Source organism: Paenibacillus piscarius, from assembly GCF_022234545.1.
GTDB classification, from domain to species: domain Bacteria; phylum Bacillota; class Bacilli; order Paenibacillales; family Paenibacillaceae; genus Paenibacillus_AQ; species Paenibacillus_AQ piscarius.
Genome location: NZ_JAIEUI010000042.1, coordinates 1 through 16634 on the forward strand (window position 1 = coordinate 1; position 16634 = coordinate 16634).

At 52.8% G+C, this 16634-nt stretch carries 21 protein-coding genes and 4 tRNA genes; 23 read left to right on the plus strand and 2 right to left on the minus strand.

All coding sequences use genetic code 11. The features are described 5' to 3' along the window. Positions 1 to 69: 69 nt before the first annotated feature. The 4 genes from K1558_RS32330 to K1558_RS32345 all read left to right on the plus strand — a co-directional run bounded on the left by K1558_RS32330 (position 70) and on the right by K1558_RS32345 (position 410). A tRNA-Arg gene (locus K1558_RS32330) sits at positions 70 to 146 on the plus strand. Between the two features lie 13 nt (positions 147 to 159). Further along, a tRNA-Pro gene (locus tag K1558_RS32335) sits at positions 160 to 233 on the plus strand. A gap of 12 nt (positions 234 to 245) precedes the next feature. Then, positions 246 to 319, plus strand: a tRNA-Gly gene (locus tag K1558_RS32340). Positions 320 to 336: 17 nt separating this feature from the next. After that, positions 337 to 410, plus strand: a tRNA-Pro gene (locus tag K1558_RS32345). A 538-nt stretch (positions 411 to 948) separates the two neighbouring features. Here K1558_RS32345 and K1558_RS32350 read toward each other — a convergent pair. Together K1558_RS32350 and K1558_RS32355 are read right to left on the minus strand one after the other, a co-directional pair. Further along, positions 949 to 1362 (minus strand): ImmA/IrrE family metallo-endopeptidase, encoded by a 414-nt coding sequence (locus tag K1558_RS32350; protein ID WP_238656194.1) that lies wholly within the window; start codon positions 1360 to 1362, stop codon positions 949 to 951. Positions 1363 to 1404: 42 nt separating this feature from the next. After that, positions 1405 to 1851: a transcriptional regulator gene (locus tag K1558_RS32355; RefSeq protein WP_238656196.1), complete on the minus strand. Its 447-nt coding sequence runs from the start codon at positions 1849 to 1851 to the stop codon at positions 1405 to 1407. Positions 1852 to 2149: 298 nt separating this feature from the next. Here K1558_RS32355 and K1558_RS32360 point away from each other — a divergent pair, with 298 nt between their 5' ends. The 19 genes from K1558_RS32360 to K1558_RS32950 all read left to right on the plus strand — a co-directional run bounded on the left by K1558_RS32360 (position 2150) and on the right by K1558_RS32950 (position 16517). Next, positions 2150 to 2644 (plus strand): ArpU family phage packaging/lysis transcriptional regulator, encoded by a 495-nt coding sequence (locus K1558_RS32360; protein ID WP_274529278.1) that lies wholly within the window; start codon positions 2150 to 2152, stop codon positions 2642 to 2644. Positions 2645 to 3056: 412 nt separating this feature from the next. Further along, positions 3057 to 3479: a phage tail terminator family protein gene (locus K1558_RS32365; RefSeq protein WP_238656198.1), complete on the plus strand. Its 423-nt coding sequence runs from the start codon at positions 3057 to 3059 to the stop codon at positions 3477 to 3479. Continuing rightward, positions 3476 to 3682 carry a hypothetical protein gene (locus K1558_RS32370; protein WP_238656200.1) on the plus strand — a complete coding sequence of 69 codons (207 nt, stop codon included), beginning with the start codon at positions 3476 to 3478 and terminating at the stop codon, positions 3680 to 3682. Before K1558_RS32365 ends, K1558_RS32370 begins: the two co-directional genes overlap by 4 nt. Beyond that, complete coding sequence (locus K1558_RS32375) at positions 3682 to 5004, plus strand: phage tail sheath family protein (protein ID WP_238656202.1); 1323 nt, start codon at positions 3682 to 3684, stop codon at positions 5002 to 5004. The genes K1558_RS32370 and K1558_RS32375 overlap by 1 nt, the downstream gene beginning before the upstream one ends. A gap of 1 nt (position 5005) precedes the next feature. After that, positions 5006 to 5476, plus strand: a complete 471-nt coding sequence (locus K1558_RS32380; protein ID WP_238656204.1) for a phage tail tube protein — start codon at positions 5006 to 5008, stop codon at positions 5474 to 5476. Between the two features lie 140 nt (positions 5477 to 5616). Then, positions 5617 to 6039, plus strand: a complete 423-nt coding sequence (locus K1558_RS32385) for a phage tail assembly chaperone (RefSeq protein ID WP_238656232.1) — start codon at positions 5617 to 5619, stop codon at positions 6037 to 6039. A 192-nt stretch (positions 6040 to 6231) separates the two neighbouring features. Next, positions 6232 to 8187, plus strand: coding sequence for a hypothetical protein (locus tag K1558_RS32390; protein WP_238656206.1), 1956 nt, complete (start codon positions 6232 to 6234; stop codon positions 8185 to 8187). 1 nt (position 8188) lies between these two features. Beyond that, a complete protein-coding gene (locus K1558_RS32395) occupies positions 8189 to 8935 on the plus strand; it encodes a LysM peptidoglycan-binding domain-containing protein (RefSeq protein WP_238656207.1) in 747 nt (248 codons plus the stop codon). An 11-nt stretch (positions 8936 to 8946) separates the two neighbouring features. After that, positions 8947 to 9909 (plus strand): XkdQ/YqbQ family protein, encoded by a 963-nt coding sequence (locus K1558_RS32400; RefSeq protein ID WP_238656209.1) that lies wholly within the window; start codon positions 8947 to 8949, stop codon positions 9907 to 9909. A gap of 8 nt (positions 9910 to 9917) precedes the next feature. Continuing rightward, entirely contained in the window at positions 9918 to 10211 is a 294-nt protein-coding gene (locus K1558_RS32405; RefSeq protein ID WP_238656211.1) for a DUF2577 domain-containing protein, read from the plus strand. Further along, entirely contained in the window at positions 10208 to 10636 is a 429-nt protein-coding gene (locus tag K1558_RS32410) for a DUF2634 domain-containing protein (RefSeq protein ID WP_238656213.1), read from the plus strand. The genes K1558_RS32405 and K1558_RS32410 overlap by 4 nt, the downstream gene beginning before the upstream one ends. Beyond that, positions 10629 to 11687 (plus strand): baseplate J/gp47 family protein, encoded by a 1059-nt coding sequence (locus K1558_RS32415; protein WP_238656215.1) that lies wholly within the window; start codon positions 10629 to 10631, stop codon positions 11685 to 11687. The genes K1558_RS32410 and K1558_RS32415 overlap by 8 nt, the downstream gene beginning before the upstream one ends. A gap of 2 nt (positions 11688 to 11689) precedes the next feature. Then, positions 11690 to 12103, plus strand: a complete 414-nt coding sequence (locus tag K1558_RS32420; protein WP_238656217.1) for a phosphoglucomutase — start codon at positions 11690 to 11692, stop codon at positions 12101 to 12103. Position 12104: 1 nt separating this feature from the next. After that, the gene (locus tag K1558_RS32425; RefSeq protein WP_238656219.1) at positions 12105 to 13127 is read left to right on the plus strand and encodes a DUF2793 domain-containing protein; all 1023 of its coding nucleotides are present in this window, start codon (positions 12105 to 12107) and stop codon (positions 13125 to 13127) included. Positions 13128 to 13138: 11 nt separating this feature from the next. Beyond that, on the plus strand, positions 13139 to 13474 hold the full coding sequence (locus K1558_RS32430; protein ID WP_238656221.1) for a hyaluronate lyase N-terminal domain-containing protein: 336 nt from the start codon (positions 13139 to 13141) through the stop codon (positions 13472 to 13474). Between the two features lie 2 nt (positions 13475 to 13476). Continuing rightward, positions 13477 to 14088, plus strand: a complete 612-nt coding sequence (locus K1558_RS32435) for a putative phage tail protein (RefSeq protein WP_238656223.1) — start codon at positions 13477 to 13479, stop codon at positions 14086 to 14088. A gap of 11 nt (positions 14089 to 14099) precedes the next feature. After that, positions 14100 to 15842, plus strand: coding sequence for a hypothetical protein (locus K1558_RS32440; RefSeq protein ID WP_238656225.1), 1743 nt, complete (start codon positions 14100 to 14102; stop codon positions 15840 to 15842). Positions 15843 to 15854: 12 nt separating this feature from the next. Beyond that, complete coding sequence (locus tag K1558_RS32445) at positions 15855 to 16328, plus strand: XkdW family protein (protein WP_238656227.1); 474 nt, start codon at positions 15855 to 15857, stop codon at positions 16326 to 16328. Between the two features lie 57 nt (positions 16329 to 16385). Beyond that, positions 16386 to 16517 (plus strand): hypothetical protein, encoded by a 132-nt coding sequence (locus K1558_RS32950; RefSeq protein ID WP_268748809.1) that lies wholly within the window; start codon positions 16386 to 16388, stop codon positions 16515 to 16517. Positions 16518 to 16634: the final 117 nt, after the last annotated feature.

Genomic DNA, 16634 nt, shown 5'->3' on the forward strand with positions numbered 1-16634 from the left:
GCGGTAGAGCATCGCCTTGCCAAGGCGAGGGTCGCGGGTTCGATTCCCGTCGTCCGCTCCATAATTTATGCGCCCTTAGCTCAGCTGGATAGAGCGTTTGACTACGAATCAAAAGGTCGGGAGTTCGAATCTCTCAGGGCGCGCCATATTTTTTATTAACGGGATGTAGCTCAGCTTGGTAGAGCACCTGGTTTGGGACCAGGGGGTCGCATGTTCAAATCGTGTCATCCCGATATTTCACCTGTGCGGGTGTAGTTCAATGGTAGAACTTCAGCCTTCCAAGCTGATAGCGTGGGTTCGATTCCCATCACCCGCTCCATATACAATTTATAGTTTCGGGATGTAGCTCAGCTTGGTAGAGCACCTGGTTTGGGACCAGGGGGTCGCATGTTCAAATCGTGTCATCCCGATTGCACAGCGTATAGCTGAGAATGAACTCTTACTTCGGTAAGGGTTTTTTTGTTATTCAGAGATTGATAAGGGCTTTCTATTGTCGAGCGGGATGTGGAGAATCCAACGGATAAATCCATCAGAAACTGCACGAAGCCGCCTATAACAGCGCAATCAAATGGATTAATCCCCCTAATGTTGCCTAAAGTAGGCCAAAAGAGAAAATGAAAGGGATAAATCCTTTAGATACTGGAAGAAGTAGGGATTTCGGTGAGATCAAGGGGATAAATCCATTAAAATGGGCTGAGTGGTGGCTGAAGGAGAGTAATAAGTTAGTTAATTAATTGAGCCAATGAGGAGCACGAGTGCACCTGATTCCTGCGGAAGTTGGCTAAGTAAGCTAATGAGGAGCATTAGTATACCTGAATTCAGAGAACGCAGGACGATGGTGCAATTGAGAGGAGAAGTGCACCTCATCACGCCGTTAGCCGCCTGAAGCTACCTTGAGGGGAAGGCGGCGAGGGCCTATTTCGCCTCATTAATGGAACGTATGTTCTATCAATCCTCCAAAAAAAAGACAACCTCAGCCGGGATGCCGATTCTTGCATAATAGCTCTGTAGGGATTCGTCCTGTTCAATTGATGTGCCGGCGGACAGCAGCTTCACAGCGAACAGATTCGCCTGCCGTTCCAGCTTGCCTGGGGGGAAATAGGAATGCTCCTCCAGAAAAAAACGGTTCACCCCTTTATGCAGGCGGTCATGGGCCAATTCATGGGCACAGACAAACCGCTGCCACTCCAGAGGCAGCTGATGATGAATAACGATGAACCTTCTTCGTAATTTGCGGTAATATAAGCCCTTGGTGCCTTCGCCCAGATTCATGAACCTGATGTGAATGCCTAGTGCTTCGGCCAGCTCGAACGGGTTGTTGGTTTTGTATTTTGTGACCAGACGCTTAATTAGCTCATCCATATTCTTCACCCGCAGCATTTTCATAGTTATTGGCTTGCCTGGTTAGTGCCCGGAACGCGGGTCGCGCTTGGGCTTGGGGGTTCTCTTGTTCATCTGCTTGGCTTCCCAGAACAGGCCGGTTAACACATCCTTGATCCGCTGCTTATCTTCCTTATTCAAAGGAATCCCATCAAACATCAGCTCACCATCGTCCTCAAGCATCTGCCGGAAATCCCGCTTATCCTTACTTGTTGCCCACTCAGGGACAGTATCTTCATTATGACTGTCTGCTCCCGTCAAATAACCGGCCTTGCTCATAAGCTCCTCATAGGAGACTCCTGTCGCTTCAGCAATCTTACGCAGGGTTGCCGGCTTAGGAACACCTCTGAGCCCATTCTCCATCCGTGAAATCTGTGCTCCGCTGATTCCAGCCAGGGCAGCCAGCTGATTAATGGTCAGTCCCTTTTCCTCCCGAAGCTGCCGCAGATAGTTCCCAAATTCCTCTGCCATCGTTAACCACTCCTTATCGCCTAATTGCCTAAATAGTCTGTTGTAATTAATATACGCCATTTATGCCAATAGGTAAACAATAAGATGAAATTCATTGCCAAATGGTAATAATGCAAGGTATAAGTACGTTTATGCTGCAAAACGGCCGAAAATGGGGTTTTACGAATATAGCTGCCAAGTGGTATATTATTGAAAAAGGCGAACACTATGCGAACAAGTAGAATTTTACCACATTTGGCTGGAAAGGTCCGCAATAAAATTCAACATTCTGCTCAACATCAAAGGAGTGCTGCAAATGATGATTCTATCCTCGTTGCCCGAGCTTGACCGCCGTCTGACTCAGGTCGCTATAGAGAATATGCTGGAGAAGTACCGGATTTTTAAGACGGTAACGTTTGAGGCTAAGGAGGCGGCAACAACCTATTCTTATACAGAACGGTTCCATGGAGCAACGAATTCGGTTACCGATCAGACGGGGGCAATTGCCACCTACAATGTAGACGTGCCTGCCGCCCGTAGAGCCTATTGTGAGATGATCGACTCGGTCGTTGAACGGCTTACACAGCGGGAGCAGCAGCTGGTCCGGGAACGGTACATGCGCAGGGAGGAGAGCTACGATTACACGATCTATAATCATGTATTTGACCCTCCGGTAAGCAAGGATACTTATGTGAAAATAAGGTCCAAGGCGTTCTATAAGATGGCGCTGGCGCTCGCCGATCTCCAGCTTCTGTCCCTGGCTTCCCTGGTGAAGCCTAAGTCCGGGGCGGTGAAGAGCAAGAAGCCTGTATAAAAGAGCGGCAATGGCGGCTCACGTACAGATTAGCTTGAAATAGACAGAGTATCAGCAACGGATATCTTCCTGTACAGGAGGGTATCCGTTTTTGTATGCAGGAAGCTCCTGGGTCCCTCTCTTCACCATCCCGAAAGTCGCCTTAAGTCATCTCTATCTTATCCGTAATAGCGCCTGCGCAAGGTCTCAGGGGGGCTATGATTATAACATGGCAAATGAAGCAAAAGGACACCGCAGGAGCATGAATGCTCTACATCATCGAAGCCTAAGGCAGGCTGGCAGACAAGTACGGTGAAAGCTCCTTCGCTCATTGCCAGATACAATTCGGGTCTTATTCTTCCTGAATCAATCCGTTGACGACTCAAGAAAGGCAGGAGGGATTATCACATCTATCCATGAGAGGAAGGAAGGCATGACGGTACAACAATTGCGGGAGCAGCTCACGGCTGCACTGATCCGGTTCTACCCGGAGGTTCCTGTCTATGTCGAAGGGGACAAGCCGCAGTCGGCTTACTTCAAGCTGGAGCTGATCTCGGCAACCTATGACCGGCAGCGTGAGGGCAGGTATATGGCGGTGTACCGCTTCGGTATCCGCTATGAGCAGGGAAGCCCGCTTGCCGCAGAGGCTATGGCTGACGGTTTGTGTGAGGCGCTGGCGGCGAGTGAGAGCAGTGATCCGGCCTTTCGGATCATGCGCCAGTCCTGGGAGGCGGGGGCAGAGGGTCAGGGTCCGCTGTTCACAGCGGACTACATGCTCTATCTGCAGAGGCAGAAGCCGCCGGAGGGTGAAGCAGAGCTAATGGGGCATTTCACAGAAGGGACGCGGCTGAAATGAGCGGTATGGACATGCAGGCAAGCGGGCAGAGCAGCAGCGGAGGAGGCCGGGAAGCTTTTGGCAAAAGGCAGCTTCGGGAGTCGGCCCTGTTCAAACCTCGGGAGAAGGATGTGCTGGAGGTCGTTCTGCAAGAAGGCACGAGCTACACATTGGCGGAGGCAAAACAATTAATCGAGCTGTATCTAAATAAGGAGGTTATCTAATGGCTGGAGGAACATGGACAACACAAAACAAGGTGCGTCCGGGGGTTTACGTGAACGTGGCCTCAAACGGCATTGTAGCAGGTAAAATGGGGGAACGCGGTACGGCGGCCCTGGCGCTGGCGCTGCCTTGGGGTCCCGCAGGAGTCATCGTGAAGCTAACGGCACAGGAGGATTTCCGGCAAAAGCTGGGCTACGACCTGACGGCTCCTGAGCTGCTGGCGGTAAGAGAGGTACTGAAGCGGGCAGGCACACTGCTGCTCTATCGCTTGAATGAGGGCGTGAAGGCTGCTGTGACCAATAACGGCATTCAGGCAACAGCACGTTATGGCGGGGAGCGCGGTAATGCGCTGAAGATTGTGATTGAGAAAAATATCAGCGACGCCACCCAGTTCGACGTGCGGACGCTGCTGGACGGGGCTGAGGTGGACAAGCAGACGGTAAGCGCTGCTGCCGGTCTGGCTGCGAATGCTTATGTCGAATATAAGCCGAATGAATCCGGTGCGCTGACGGTCACGGCCGGGCTACCGCTGTCGGGCGGTGCGAATGGTGTGGTGACGAATGCGGAGCATAGTGATTTCCTGTCGGCGCTGGAGGTTCAGGACTTCCAGACGGTGGGCCTCATCTCCGAAGACAACTCGCTGAAATCGCTGTATAGCGCTTATGTGAAGCGTCTGCGGAATACCGAAGGCAAGAAGGTCCAGGCGGTGCTGTCCGATTACGCTACGGCTGACCATGAGGGCATCATTAGTGTTGCTAACGGTGTGGTGCTGAGCGACGGAACCGTGGTGGATAAAGCTCACGCTGTAGCTTGGGTAGCCGGTGCTACCGCCGCTGCTGCGGTGAATGAGTCGCTGACTTATCAGGCTTATGATGATGCGGTGGACGCTGATGTGCGCTTCAGCCATACCGAAACCGTAGCCGCCCTGTCGGGTGGGGAGCTGCTTTTCACGTATAATGGGGGCCGGGCTGTAGTGGAGCAGGACATCAACACTTTCACCTCCTTCTCGACGGATAAAGGCAAAGCCTTCTCCAAGAACCGTGTGCTGCGTGTGCTTGATGGGATCGCGGGTGATCTGAAGCGGATTTTTGAGAGCTACTTCATTGGTAAATTGCCGAATAATGAGGACGGGCGTGCGCTCTTCTGGTCGCAGTGCGTCACTTATATGAATGATCTGCAGAACCTCGGGGCGATTGAGAACTTCAACGCGCAGAGCGACATTGTGGTGACTCCGGGAGCGGATAGCGACAGTGTGGTGCTGGAGGTAGCGGTGAAGCCGGTTGATTCCGTAGAAAAAGTATATATGAAAGTGAAGGTGGTCTAAGATGACATTCTTGAGAGCGAGCGATACGCTGTCCGGCCAGGAGGGCCGGGCCTATGCCACAATTAACGGACAGACGGAAGAAATGTTCTATGTCAAAACCTTGGAAGCCACGGTAGAAAAGCAGAAGGCGGAAGTGAAAACGCTTGGACGCCGCGGAGTGCAGCATAAGGCGACCGGATGGTCGGGCAGCGGTACGATGACGATTTTCTATATGACCAGCCGTTTCCGCCAGATGATGCTGGAGTACATGAAGACCGGGATCGACCAATACTTCAGTATTATCGTAACCAATGACGATCCGTCCTCTACCGTAGGGGCACAGCGCATTATGCTGAAGGATGTCAATCTCGACAGTGTGATCATGGCTTCGCTGGATACGGAGTCCGATGCGCTGGAGGAAGAGGTTGCTTTTACCTTCGAGGATGTGGAACTCGTCCAGCCCTTCGCGGCTCCGGCGAATTCCGGCCAATAACGAATAATAAAATAACCCCATTATGAAGGGAAGGTCCGGGCCGCAAAGTACATGGAGCAGTATCCGTATTGAAGTGAAGTGCGCTCTGCGGCGGGCCGCTTCTCTGTCTAACCAACTATAATATCCGGGAGGAATAGATGATGAGTGAATTGAGTTTGTTTTTCGCGCAAAATGCGGCTAGTGATACTACCGAGGAATTCGCGGTCTCACTGCGGTTCAAGGACAAGGAGGGGAATCCTGCCCTCTGGAAGCTGCGCAGCATGAACGAGGAGGAGAACCAGGAATGCCGCAAAGCGGCCACACGCAAGGTGAAGGGCAAGAACGGCACATATACTACCGACATTGATCCCAATGAATATATGGCCAAGCTGATGACAGCCAGCATTGTGCATCCGGATCTGAAGAATACGGAGCTGCAGCGTTCTTACGGGGTGATGGGGGCCGAATCGCTGCTGCGCAAAATGCTGCTACCCGGCGAATTCGCTGCGCTCGGAGAGCGGGTGCAGGCGCTGAACGGCTTCGCCACGGATATGAACGAGCTGGTGGATGAAGTAAAAAACTGATCAACGAGGGCGATGGCGAAGCCAATCTGGCTTACTACGCCCTCCACGAGCTGCACATTCTGCCGCATGAGCTGATGAAGCTCTCCGTCCGCGAACGTGCGGCGATCTATGCCATGATTGCCGTCCGTGTGGACAAGGAGAAGCGCGAGCGCGCGCGGAGCAAGGGGAAGAGAAGATGAAGGGGGTGAATGAATGGGAACCGATAGTTCCAAAGCGGTTTTGTTCTCCCGCCGGTCGGTGACGATCTGGAAAGCCGTCCATAAGCAGAACCTGCGGATGAATAATAATCTGGATCTGGTCAACCGGTCCATTAAGGGTTTTCAGGCGGCGGTGAAACGTTCCAGTGAACAGATTATCCGTTCGGAGGACCGGATGATTCAGTCCTTGCAGCAGATTAATGATACGCTGCTGGAGGGCTTCAAGAAGCTGCCTGTCAAAGTGGAGATATCCAGACCGCTTATGGTCCAGCAGAGCCAGCGGGCGGCACAATCCCAGCAGCTGGGCGTCCGTATGCTTGAGAGCGTGCCTACTATAGAGGAGCCGGATAAAAAACTTGAACCCAAAAAGGTAAACTGGTGGAAAGGGCTTAAAGAAAAAAAGAAAAAGGAAGAAAAAAAGCCTGAGGTAAAAAAAGAGGATGTTAAACCGCCGGAACCCGAAGTTCTACCGAAGCCGAAGATCAATTTGAAGAAAGACCCGGTGCCGCCGCCGGTGCCACCACCACCTCCACCGCCGCCGGGCGGCGATTCAAAGATTATGAAGTTCCTCAAAACGGCTGATGTGGTTACGCCTTTTAACGCGATTAAGTCCTTCGGGGAGAAGGCCGTGAAGGAAGCGGCACAGCCGGGGGATATTGAGAAATGGAATAAGATGAACAAGAATATTGACGATGCGCTCGGACAGATTGGTGCTAAGGCGCTGGGTGCTCTGCGGCCGGTAATGGATATGATTAACAACGCATTAACTTCAGGACAGCTTGCACCACTGATTGATGCGATGGCTAACGGCTTTCTTGTCATAGCGAATGTACTCTCGATGGTCGTTAACGGCCTGTTATGGCTGGCTCAAGTGGTTCAGGATAACTGGTCGTTCATCAAGCCTATTCTTGAGGCGATCGCGATTGTTTTCCTGGCCGCCATGATTGTTCAGGTCTATATGCTTGCCGCAGCCTGGCTGGCAGCGAACTGGCCGATCTTAATCGTCATTGCCGTGATTGCCGTCTTATTGATGATTCTGCAGCATCTAGGCGTCTCAGCGGGTGAGGTTGTCGGATTTATCGTGGGGTCATTCTATTATCTGTCGGCAGTTGTGCAGAATATAGCCATTGGTCTCCAGAATTATTTCATTATGGCTGGCGATGTGTTAGTTTATATATTTAATTTGGCTGTCAATAAAGTGCAGGGATTCTTTTATGGTCTGGCTGCTGGTGCGCTGGATGTTATGTATAGTATTGCTGTAGGCGCAGAAGGTTTTGCCGGAGGATTCATGAAGGTAATGGCTAAAGCTATTAATTGGGTGCTTGATAAATTCAATAATCTCGTAGATATGCTCAGTAATATTCCCTTCTTCGACAAATTGGGGATGAGCAAGGTGAATCTAAAGATAGAGGAACCGGAGACCCCACATGGTGCCAGTGATATCATTGGGAAATATCGTCAAGGCCTTGAAGCATATAAACCGGCAGACAAGGTAGAATTGGAATTGTCCAAGCTAACAGAGTTTAAGGATATAAAAGCGGCATATGGCAAGGGTAATGAAATAGGAAAGAATGCCATGAACAATTTCATGGATAAGGGACAACAAATGGCGAATAAAGCCAAGGAGTTAGCTAACCCTAAGTCTCCTAAGAATATCCCGGGAGGTTCTACTAACGCTTTCGCCAACCAAACCGGCAGCCTGAACAACGTCAACAAGGTAGGCGAGGTAGGCAAAATCAATGAAAAGGTCGATATCTCCAGTGACGATCTGGATATGTTGCGGGAGCTGGCGGAGATTCAGTCGATCCAGAATTTTGTCGAGCTGACACCAACAGTACAGGTAACAACCGGGAATATTAATAATTCCGGCGATATTGACTCCATCATCACGAAGATCGGCCAGAAGCTGAAGGAGGAGTTCGTCTCTACGGCGCAGGGGGTGTACACGTAACATGGAGGAGTATGGCTTCTATCTCAGCTTCAACAACTATGAAGAGGTAATCCGGCTTCCGGTGAACCCTGAGACGCTGGAGATCAAGGAGAATAGCGAGGGCAAAAGCTACACCATTGTTGATTTTGGCGAAATCAATGCGATTGCTTATCCCAAGCTGACGGAGATTACGATTGAGAGTATGTTTCCGGCACAATATTATCCGTTCGTGGTGTATTCCGGGGAGAATGCCCGCAAGCTGCTGAAGCCCTATGAATATGTGGAGCTGATCCGTAAATGGATGCTGAGCCGCAGGCCGGTGCGGTTTGTGTTCTCAGGACTTAAGTCGGCTGAGGTGCAGGACACGCAGACTCCCGATTGGCTGAGGCAGGCCAGGGCGCAGGCGCAGCAGACTTTTACCGGGGATATTGGCATTAATATGGCGGTCAGCATCGAGAATTTCTCGTGGAAGCTCAGTGCAGGGTCTTCGGGAGATATTGAATATACGCTTGGGCTCAAAAAGTACGTGTTCTATCAGGCGTTAGCCGTGAAGGTTGGCAAAACCGGCGGGGTGAAGACGCAGCCGAAGCGGGCCAGCGAGAAGACTGCACCTGCTACCTATACGCTCAAAGCCGGGGATACGCTCTGGTCGGTGGCTCAGAAGCAGCTCGGTGACGGCAGTAAGTACAAAATACTCCAAAAGCTGAACAATATCTCAGACAGTGAAACCAAAAAGCTGAAGCCCGGCAGAGTGATCAAGCTGTCGTAGGAGGCATGGCGATGGAATTAATCATAATCAATAAGGAAGGCGCCATCTGGAATGTTGCCGGGATCGTGACGGATATTACCTGGAAAACCACCCGGACCGGCAAGCCGGCCACCCTCGAACTCACACTGGCCGACAGCGGCATCTATCAACATAAGAAGTTCGCGATCAGCAACGGGGATATTGTGCAGTTCCGCAGGGACGGGGTCGATGTATTCTACGGCTTCGTCTTCAGCATTGACACGGGCGCAAATCAGGAGATCAAGCTGACGGCCTATGACCAAATCCGCTATCTGCTGGGGAATGGCAGTTATGTGCTGCAGAATGTGACCGCCAGTGAGGTGATCAGCACCATTGCCAAGGACCGTGGACTGCGTGTTGGGATGCTGGAGCCGGCTGGCTACAAGATTCCCTCATTGATTGAGGATGACAAGAAGCTGCTGGATATCATCATGGGCGCTGTGGGCAGTGAGCTTCAGTATAAGGGGCAGCTGATGGCGTTCTACGATGATTTCGGGAAGCTGACGCTGCGCAGTCCGCAGTCAATGCTGCTGAAGGTGATTCTGGGGGCCGGACACTATCTGTACGACTATTCGCTCAAAAGAAGCATTGACGATAATACGTACAATACGATTCTGCTGTATCAGGACAACGAGGAGACCGGCAAACGCGAGTTCTATCCGGTCACAGACAAGGCGAATGTGGAGCGCTGGGGCATCCTGCATCTCTATCAGAAAGCGGATGACCAGGCGAATGCTGCACAGATTCAGGAGAAGGCCGGTAATCTGCTGAAGCAGCATAACCGTGAGAAGATCAGCCTCTCGGTTCAGGCGATCGGGGATATGCGGGTGCGTGCCGGAAGCTTCATCTATGTCCTGCTGGAGGAATTCCAGACGCAGCTGTTTCTGGTGGACCAGTGCAGCCATAAAATATCTGGAGGGGAGCATACGATGTCCCTGGACATTAAGGTGGTGTAGATAACAATATGCTGGATATTATCAAACAAGCAAGCCTCGGGGCGGTGTCGAATACGAACCCGGTGGCTTTTTCGTATGGGACGGTTGTGCTGGCACAGCCGCTGCAGATTCAGGTTGGACAAAGGTTCACGCTGAGCGGACCGGCACTGGTTGTGACTGAAGCCGTGATGGAGCACCGGGTGGCAGTGGAAGGCAAGGAGATGCTGCTGCGCCGCGGGCTTGAAGCGGGAGACCGGGTGCTGCTCGCCCGGATGCAAGGCGGACAGACCTATATTGTCCTGGATCGGCTGGTGGAGCCATGATTCCGGCAATTGGCAGATCCGGCCCGGTGACGGCATCACTTGAAGCCAATGTGACAAATCCAGAGACCAGCCCGGGCTTGACGTACCGGATGGACTGGGAGCAGAAGCGGATCAGCGGACGGGTAGACGGGCTGGAGGCGGTGAAACAAGCGGCGGTTAAGGTGCTGCAGACCAGCCGTTATGAGCATCTGATCTACAGCGCTGACTACGGAACGGAGTGGAATCTGGTGCTGGGTCAGGACCGGCTGCTGGCCCGGCCGGAGCTGCGCCGTCTGGTCAGTGATGCGCTGCTGCAGGACGAGCGGATTCAGGAGCTCCGGGATGTAGAGGTTCTGTGGAACGGAGATACCGCCAGCTTCAGTTGTTCAGCAGTCACCATATATGGTGATGTGGAGCTGAGAAAGGAGGGGATAGCCAGTGTATGAGGATCAGACGTATGAGGCCTTGCTCGAACGGATGCTGGACCGGGTCCCGGAAGGGCTGGACAAGCGTGAGGGCAGCATCATTTATGATGCACTCGCTCCGGCGGCGGCCGAACTGGCCCAGATGTATGTGGAGCTGGAGGTCAATAACAATTTGTTTTTCCCGGATACGGCGGATGGTGAGTTTCTGGAGCGCAGCATCGCCTGGACCGGAATTACCCGTCAGCCCGCGGGGAAGGCGCAGCTTGGGGCCAGGTTCTATGCCAGCGGGGACATGCCTCTGGATATACCGCTGGGCAGCCGCTTATCTCTGGGATTGCTTCATTATAATGCGGCGGAGAAGCTGGCACCCGGCACGTACCGTCTGGAGAGCGAAACAGCCGGGACAGAGGGAAATCAATACTCCGGGAAGCTGCTGCCTGTTGACTATATCCCGGGCTTGGCCCGGGGCGAGGTGACGGGGCTGCTGGTGCCCGGAACGGATGCGGAGCCGGATGAGGCGCTGCGGCAGCGGTTTTTCGATTCGGCCAGACGGCCGGCGACAAGCGGCAATAAATATCATTATATGGAATGGGCGCAGCAGATTCAGGGTGTGGGAGGCGCGCGCGTGTTTCCGCTGTGGGCCGGCCCGAAGACGGTTAAGGTGGTTATTGTGAATACAGAGCATCGGCCTGCTTCCGCGCTGCTGGTCTCGGAGGTCCAGAAATATATTGACCCTACTCCGGGAATGGGCGAAGGCCAGGCCCCGGTGGGAGCCGTAGTCACGGTGGAATCGGCCACCGGCAAGGTGGTTGACGTCTCTGCTAAGGTTACGCTGGCGGCGGGTTATGCGCTGCAGCCGGTGGTAGACGCCTTTACGGCGGGCTTGGAGAAGTACCGCAAGGAGAAGGCTTTTAACGCAACCTATATTAGTCAGTCGGTGATTGGCGCACTGCTGCTGGACACGGAGGGCGTTGTGGATTACAGCGGTCTTAAGCTGAACGGCGGGACGGCCAATATCACGCTGAACGAGACGGAAGTGCCGCTCTTCGGCAATGTCGTATTGGAGGTGTAGCTATGGCCTATCCGCAGCAGATCGATGTATTTCAGGATAAGCTTAACAAGAAGGCGAGCGGCGGCAGCTATGTCGTTGAGGAGAAGCTCCTGCTTAATGGCGGAGTGTTTAGCGGCCTGTTGGCCCACGACAATATTAACAATCAGACACTGGCGGTGTATACGGGGTCCCGCTTCAGCGGGATTGAGGTGCGGAATTATTCGGTGTCTTTTCCGGATGAGGCCCCTTGGCGGCGGTTGATCAGCATCTACGCCGATGTCCCTGAAGTCTATGTGACTTACGAAACGCCGGGGGACACTGTGGAAGCGGATGATGTGAACCGGCTGCAAACCGGGCTGACCGCTACGCAGCGGGAACTGGAGCGTTATAAACAGGCCGGGGTGATTGACGGCGGATCTTTCAGAAAAGAGGTGTAACATGGCACAAACGATTCAAGTGAAACGCGGCACCCGGGCGGAGCTATCCACCTACGGGGCGCTGAAAGCCGGAGAGATGGGCTTCTGCACGGACACGAAGGAGATCTATATCGGAGACGGTACTACTAACTCCATGGTCGGCCGGGCGCTGTCGGGTCCCGAGGCTTCGCGTCCAGCGGCTGCTTCCGTGGGGCGGCTGTATTACGTGAGCAGCGGGAGCAACAGCGGGTATCTGTATTTCGATGACGGGGCCGCCTGGCGCCGGGTGAATGCCCAGAAGTTGACTGATCTGGCCGGAAGTCTGGATGACGTTGCCGACGGCAGTACCTATGCTAAGGTGCTGAAGGCGGACATTACCGCAGGACATCCCAATAAGGTGTCAGACGGTACGAATACGAAGACAGCGGCAGAGATCGCAACGCATATCAACGATGCGGCCAAGCACCGGACTATCAACGATAGCGGTTCGGCGATTACAGATCTGTGGTCCGCGCAAAAAATCAAAAACGAGATCGAGCTGGCCAAACACAACATTGAGCCGCAAGCCTCGGTCAAGGATCAGCATCTGGCAACGCCGCCGTCCAGCCCGGCTGAAGCGGACCGCTATATTATCCCTTCCGGCGCAACCGGCGTCTGGGCGGGGAAAACCAACCAGATTGCCGAATATGCCTCCGGCGCTTGGGCCTATTATGTTCCGGCTGTCGGCTGGACTGCCTATGTGGACGACGAGCAGAAAATCTACAGCTGGAACGGAAGCACCTGGGTGCGGACGGGCGGGGCACTACAGACGATTACAGCCGGAAACGGGCTCACCGGCGGCGGGCAGGCAGACAGTGTGACGCTGACCGTCGGGGCTGGCAATGGTATTGTGGTTGGCTCAACCAGTGTTGCCGCCAAGCCGGGGAAGGGCATCCTGGTGAATACGACAGGGATCGAGGCGAGTATCGACAATGACAGCATTGTCTACGATGCCGCCAACGGCAACCGGCTGGCGGTGGGCACCATCGACGGCGGAACATTCTAGGAGGCGGTGACATGGCACGGAAGACATTGATTCAAATCCGCCGCGGCCTGGAGAATTCGCTGGGTACGCTTGCTGCCGGAGAAATGGGCTACTGCACGGATAGCGGCAAGCTGTTCATCGGCAGTGCCAGCGGTAATGTGCTGCTCGCGGCAGGCCAAGGCACGGGCGATATGCTCAAGAGCATCTATGACACCAATAACAACGGCAAGGTCGATTATGCCCAAGCGGCGGACACGGTTCCCTGGTCCGGCGTGGACGGCAAGCCTTCGGTCTACCCGGCGGCCGCGCATACCCATGATTATCTGCCCAAAGGCCCGCTGACCTGGAATCAGCTCAAGGGGGTGTAGCCATGGCTTATGGAGAGAGTATGTATGGTCTGCTGACGTATTCTGAAGAGGGTGTGCCGCAGGAAGGGCCAGAGGTGGGGGCTCCTGATCTGATGAAGTACCTGCCTGAGTATTATCAGGGTGTTCTTGAGATGGAGGCCTTGCAGGCGAGCGCCGGGGCAGCGTGCGGCGAAATCGCTTATGCGATGGCCGACAGTGACGATCAGAAGATACTGGAGTCGGCGACGTGGGGGCTGGCCCGCTGGGAGCGGATGCTGGGGCTGACCACAGATACGAACAAGTCCTATGCGACCCGCCGGGAGATGATCAAGGCCAAGCTGCGGGGCAGCGGCACGACGACACCGGAGATGATCCGGCGGACGGCGTCTGCTTTTTCGGGGGGAGATGTGGAAGTGGTCGAGGTCCCCGGAGCGTACAGCTTCGAGGTACGCTTCGTCGGCACGCTGGGCATCCCGGCCAATATGGCGGGGCTGATTCAGATTATGGAAGAGATTAAGCCGGCTCATCTGGACTACAGCTTCGTGTACAGCTACACCTGGTGGGATTCGCTGAAGTCGCTCACCTGGAGCAGCGCGCACGGCAAGACCTGGAACGAGCTAAGAGTATATGAATAGGAGTGTGAGCGATGAAGACAACGGGTAATCTGGGGCTGAAAAAGCCCGATGGCACAGACATTGTAGATATCACCGATCTGAACGGCAATATGGATATTCTGGACACTGCCGTCAAGGCCGTGCAGGACCACACTGCTGATACGGTTAAGCATATTACAGCGGCGGAGCGTAGCACTTGGAATGCTAAGGCGTCTACTGCCGTTGCCACCACGACTGCGGCGGGATTGATGGCCGCAGCGGATAAGTCTAAGCTGGATAGCGTGGCGCAGGGGGCTAATAATTATGTGCATCCGAATCATACAGGGGATGTAACCAGTTCTTCGGATGGCGTAACGGCAATTGCTCCGGGAGTGATCGTGAATGCGGATATTAATGCATCGGCGGGGATCGATGCAAGTAAGATTGGGACGGGGGTTGTGTCGAATACGGAGTTCGGGTATTTGGATGGGGTGACCTCAGGGATACAGGGGCAGTTAAATGCTGCACTTCCCAAGGCTGGAGGAAGCATGGCTGGGGATATTACCATGACTACCCCTGCTGCAGCAAGCTCATGGTCAAAGGTTATAAGATACCAATACCGTGACGCTGCTAACATTCAAGGAGAACGAACCTTAGGAGTAAATACTGCTGGAAAACTGATGTTCAGCATTCCTAGTGTTCGAGACAATCCTGTAGTACTTGAAACAAACGGTGATGTTACTTACTATGTTCGTACAGATGGTAATGACAATAACACCGGGCTGGCTAATACAACGGCAGGAGCATTTAAGACGATTGGCAAAGCAATTAATATGATCCCTAAAAATGTGAATCATACCATTACAGTATATGTTTCTCCTGGAACATATATAGAAGAAATAAGATTATCCGGGTTCATCGGTGGTGGCTCGATTAATTTTATTGGAGATAACGTTATTTCTACTTCTAGAACTGTAGATAGAATTATAGTAAATGGTTGCAATATTATTATTAACTTTACTGGATTTAATTGTAGTACTGCAACAGGTAATGCAATGGAGTCAATCTCAAGCACAGGTGCTGTATTCACACTAATTAATGCAATTGCTACAGGAACCGCTTCAGCTGGAATTGGAGTGAATTTAGGCTCAGCGCGATTCTCAGGATGTAATATTAGCAACAAATTAAGAGTAGCCAGTGTAGTAAATGCAGGTATGGCTTATATCGAAAATACCACAGGAAGTGGTAATACAAATGGATATGTTGCAGAATTGGCAGGGGTAATTGGGTGGGCAGGAACAAGGGCATCATCGACAAATGGAGAAATCGCTCAGGCCGGCGGGTTTGTTCATACAGACTTGCTTAACCCATGGGGAGATAATACAACAGCTAGTAGATCGTTTAGTCGGGCGACATCGGGGGTCGGCGTCCAAAATTTGGCGGCTAATACTTGGACTAAAGCGCAATATCCTCTCGAGAATAATGATCACCTTAATGAGTATGATACAGGATTGAGTCGCTTCGTTGCGAAACAATCTGGCGTTTATCAAATAAATGCAACTGCTTTACTTAATAACGGCGGCACAGCGGCGGAAATGGTTTTGTACGCGAATGGGTCGTTTTACCAAAGATTGGATTATTGTTATGTTACTTCGGGGTTTTCCTACGAATTAAAGGGATCGGCATGTGTAGAAATGTCTGCGGGAGATTATCTGGAGATATATGTTAGATCATCAACGGCGAACACTTTATCCACTGGGTGGGAAGGTGCTTTTGCAGTTTCTAGAATTTCATAAGGAGGAATCAGAATGAATATACCAGCAGCAATCATGTATCTATACCCGGACGCTGACCCGATGCAGGACTTCATCGTCCAGGACAACGGGCCGGAGCCGGTCCTGCATCCAGGAGCAGCAGAGAAGGGGCGTGTCCGTTACGAGATCAAGCCGCCCGAAGACGGCGAGGAACCGCAGGAGGGCGTACACTACCGCTACGGCATTGACTATAACTTGCTGACCGAAGGTGAGGATTATGATCTGGTAGAGAAAGGGCCGTATATTGCGGTCTGGAAGCTGGATGCGCCGCAGCCGACGGAGGCTGAATTGCAGGCAGCGTGGGAAGCGTATCAGGAGGCTGAGGCGAACAAGCCGCCGGTGCTGACGGAGCTGGAGCAGTTGCAGCAGGAGAATCTGCTGCTCAAGGCGCAGAATAATGCGCTCAGCGAACGGGCGGATTTCATTGAGGACCTTATCGCCGAGATGGCAACTCAAGTCTATTCTTAAACGTTCGGAGGGGTGGCCGACGTTTTACGCAAATTGATTAGAAGGGTGGTGAGAGCAATGGCGCTGTTTTTTGCACAACGTGTCACGCTGGGGAAGACGAAGTATAGCGAGGTTCCCTCTACACTGAAGCCTGCCGTTAAGGAGATTCTGGTGGAGAATGGACTTACATTTCTTGTAACTGAAGAGTAGATTGCCAGAGGCGCCGGGAAGGGCGTTTTTATTTAAATATAAGAAAGTATATGTTTCACACGATAACTTATCCTTATATTTCTCGCTGAAACGGGTGCCGTCCTTAAAAGGACGGCA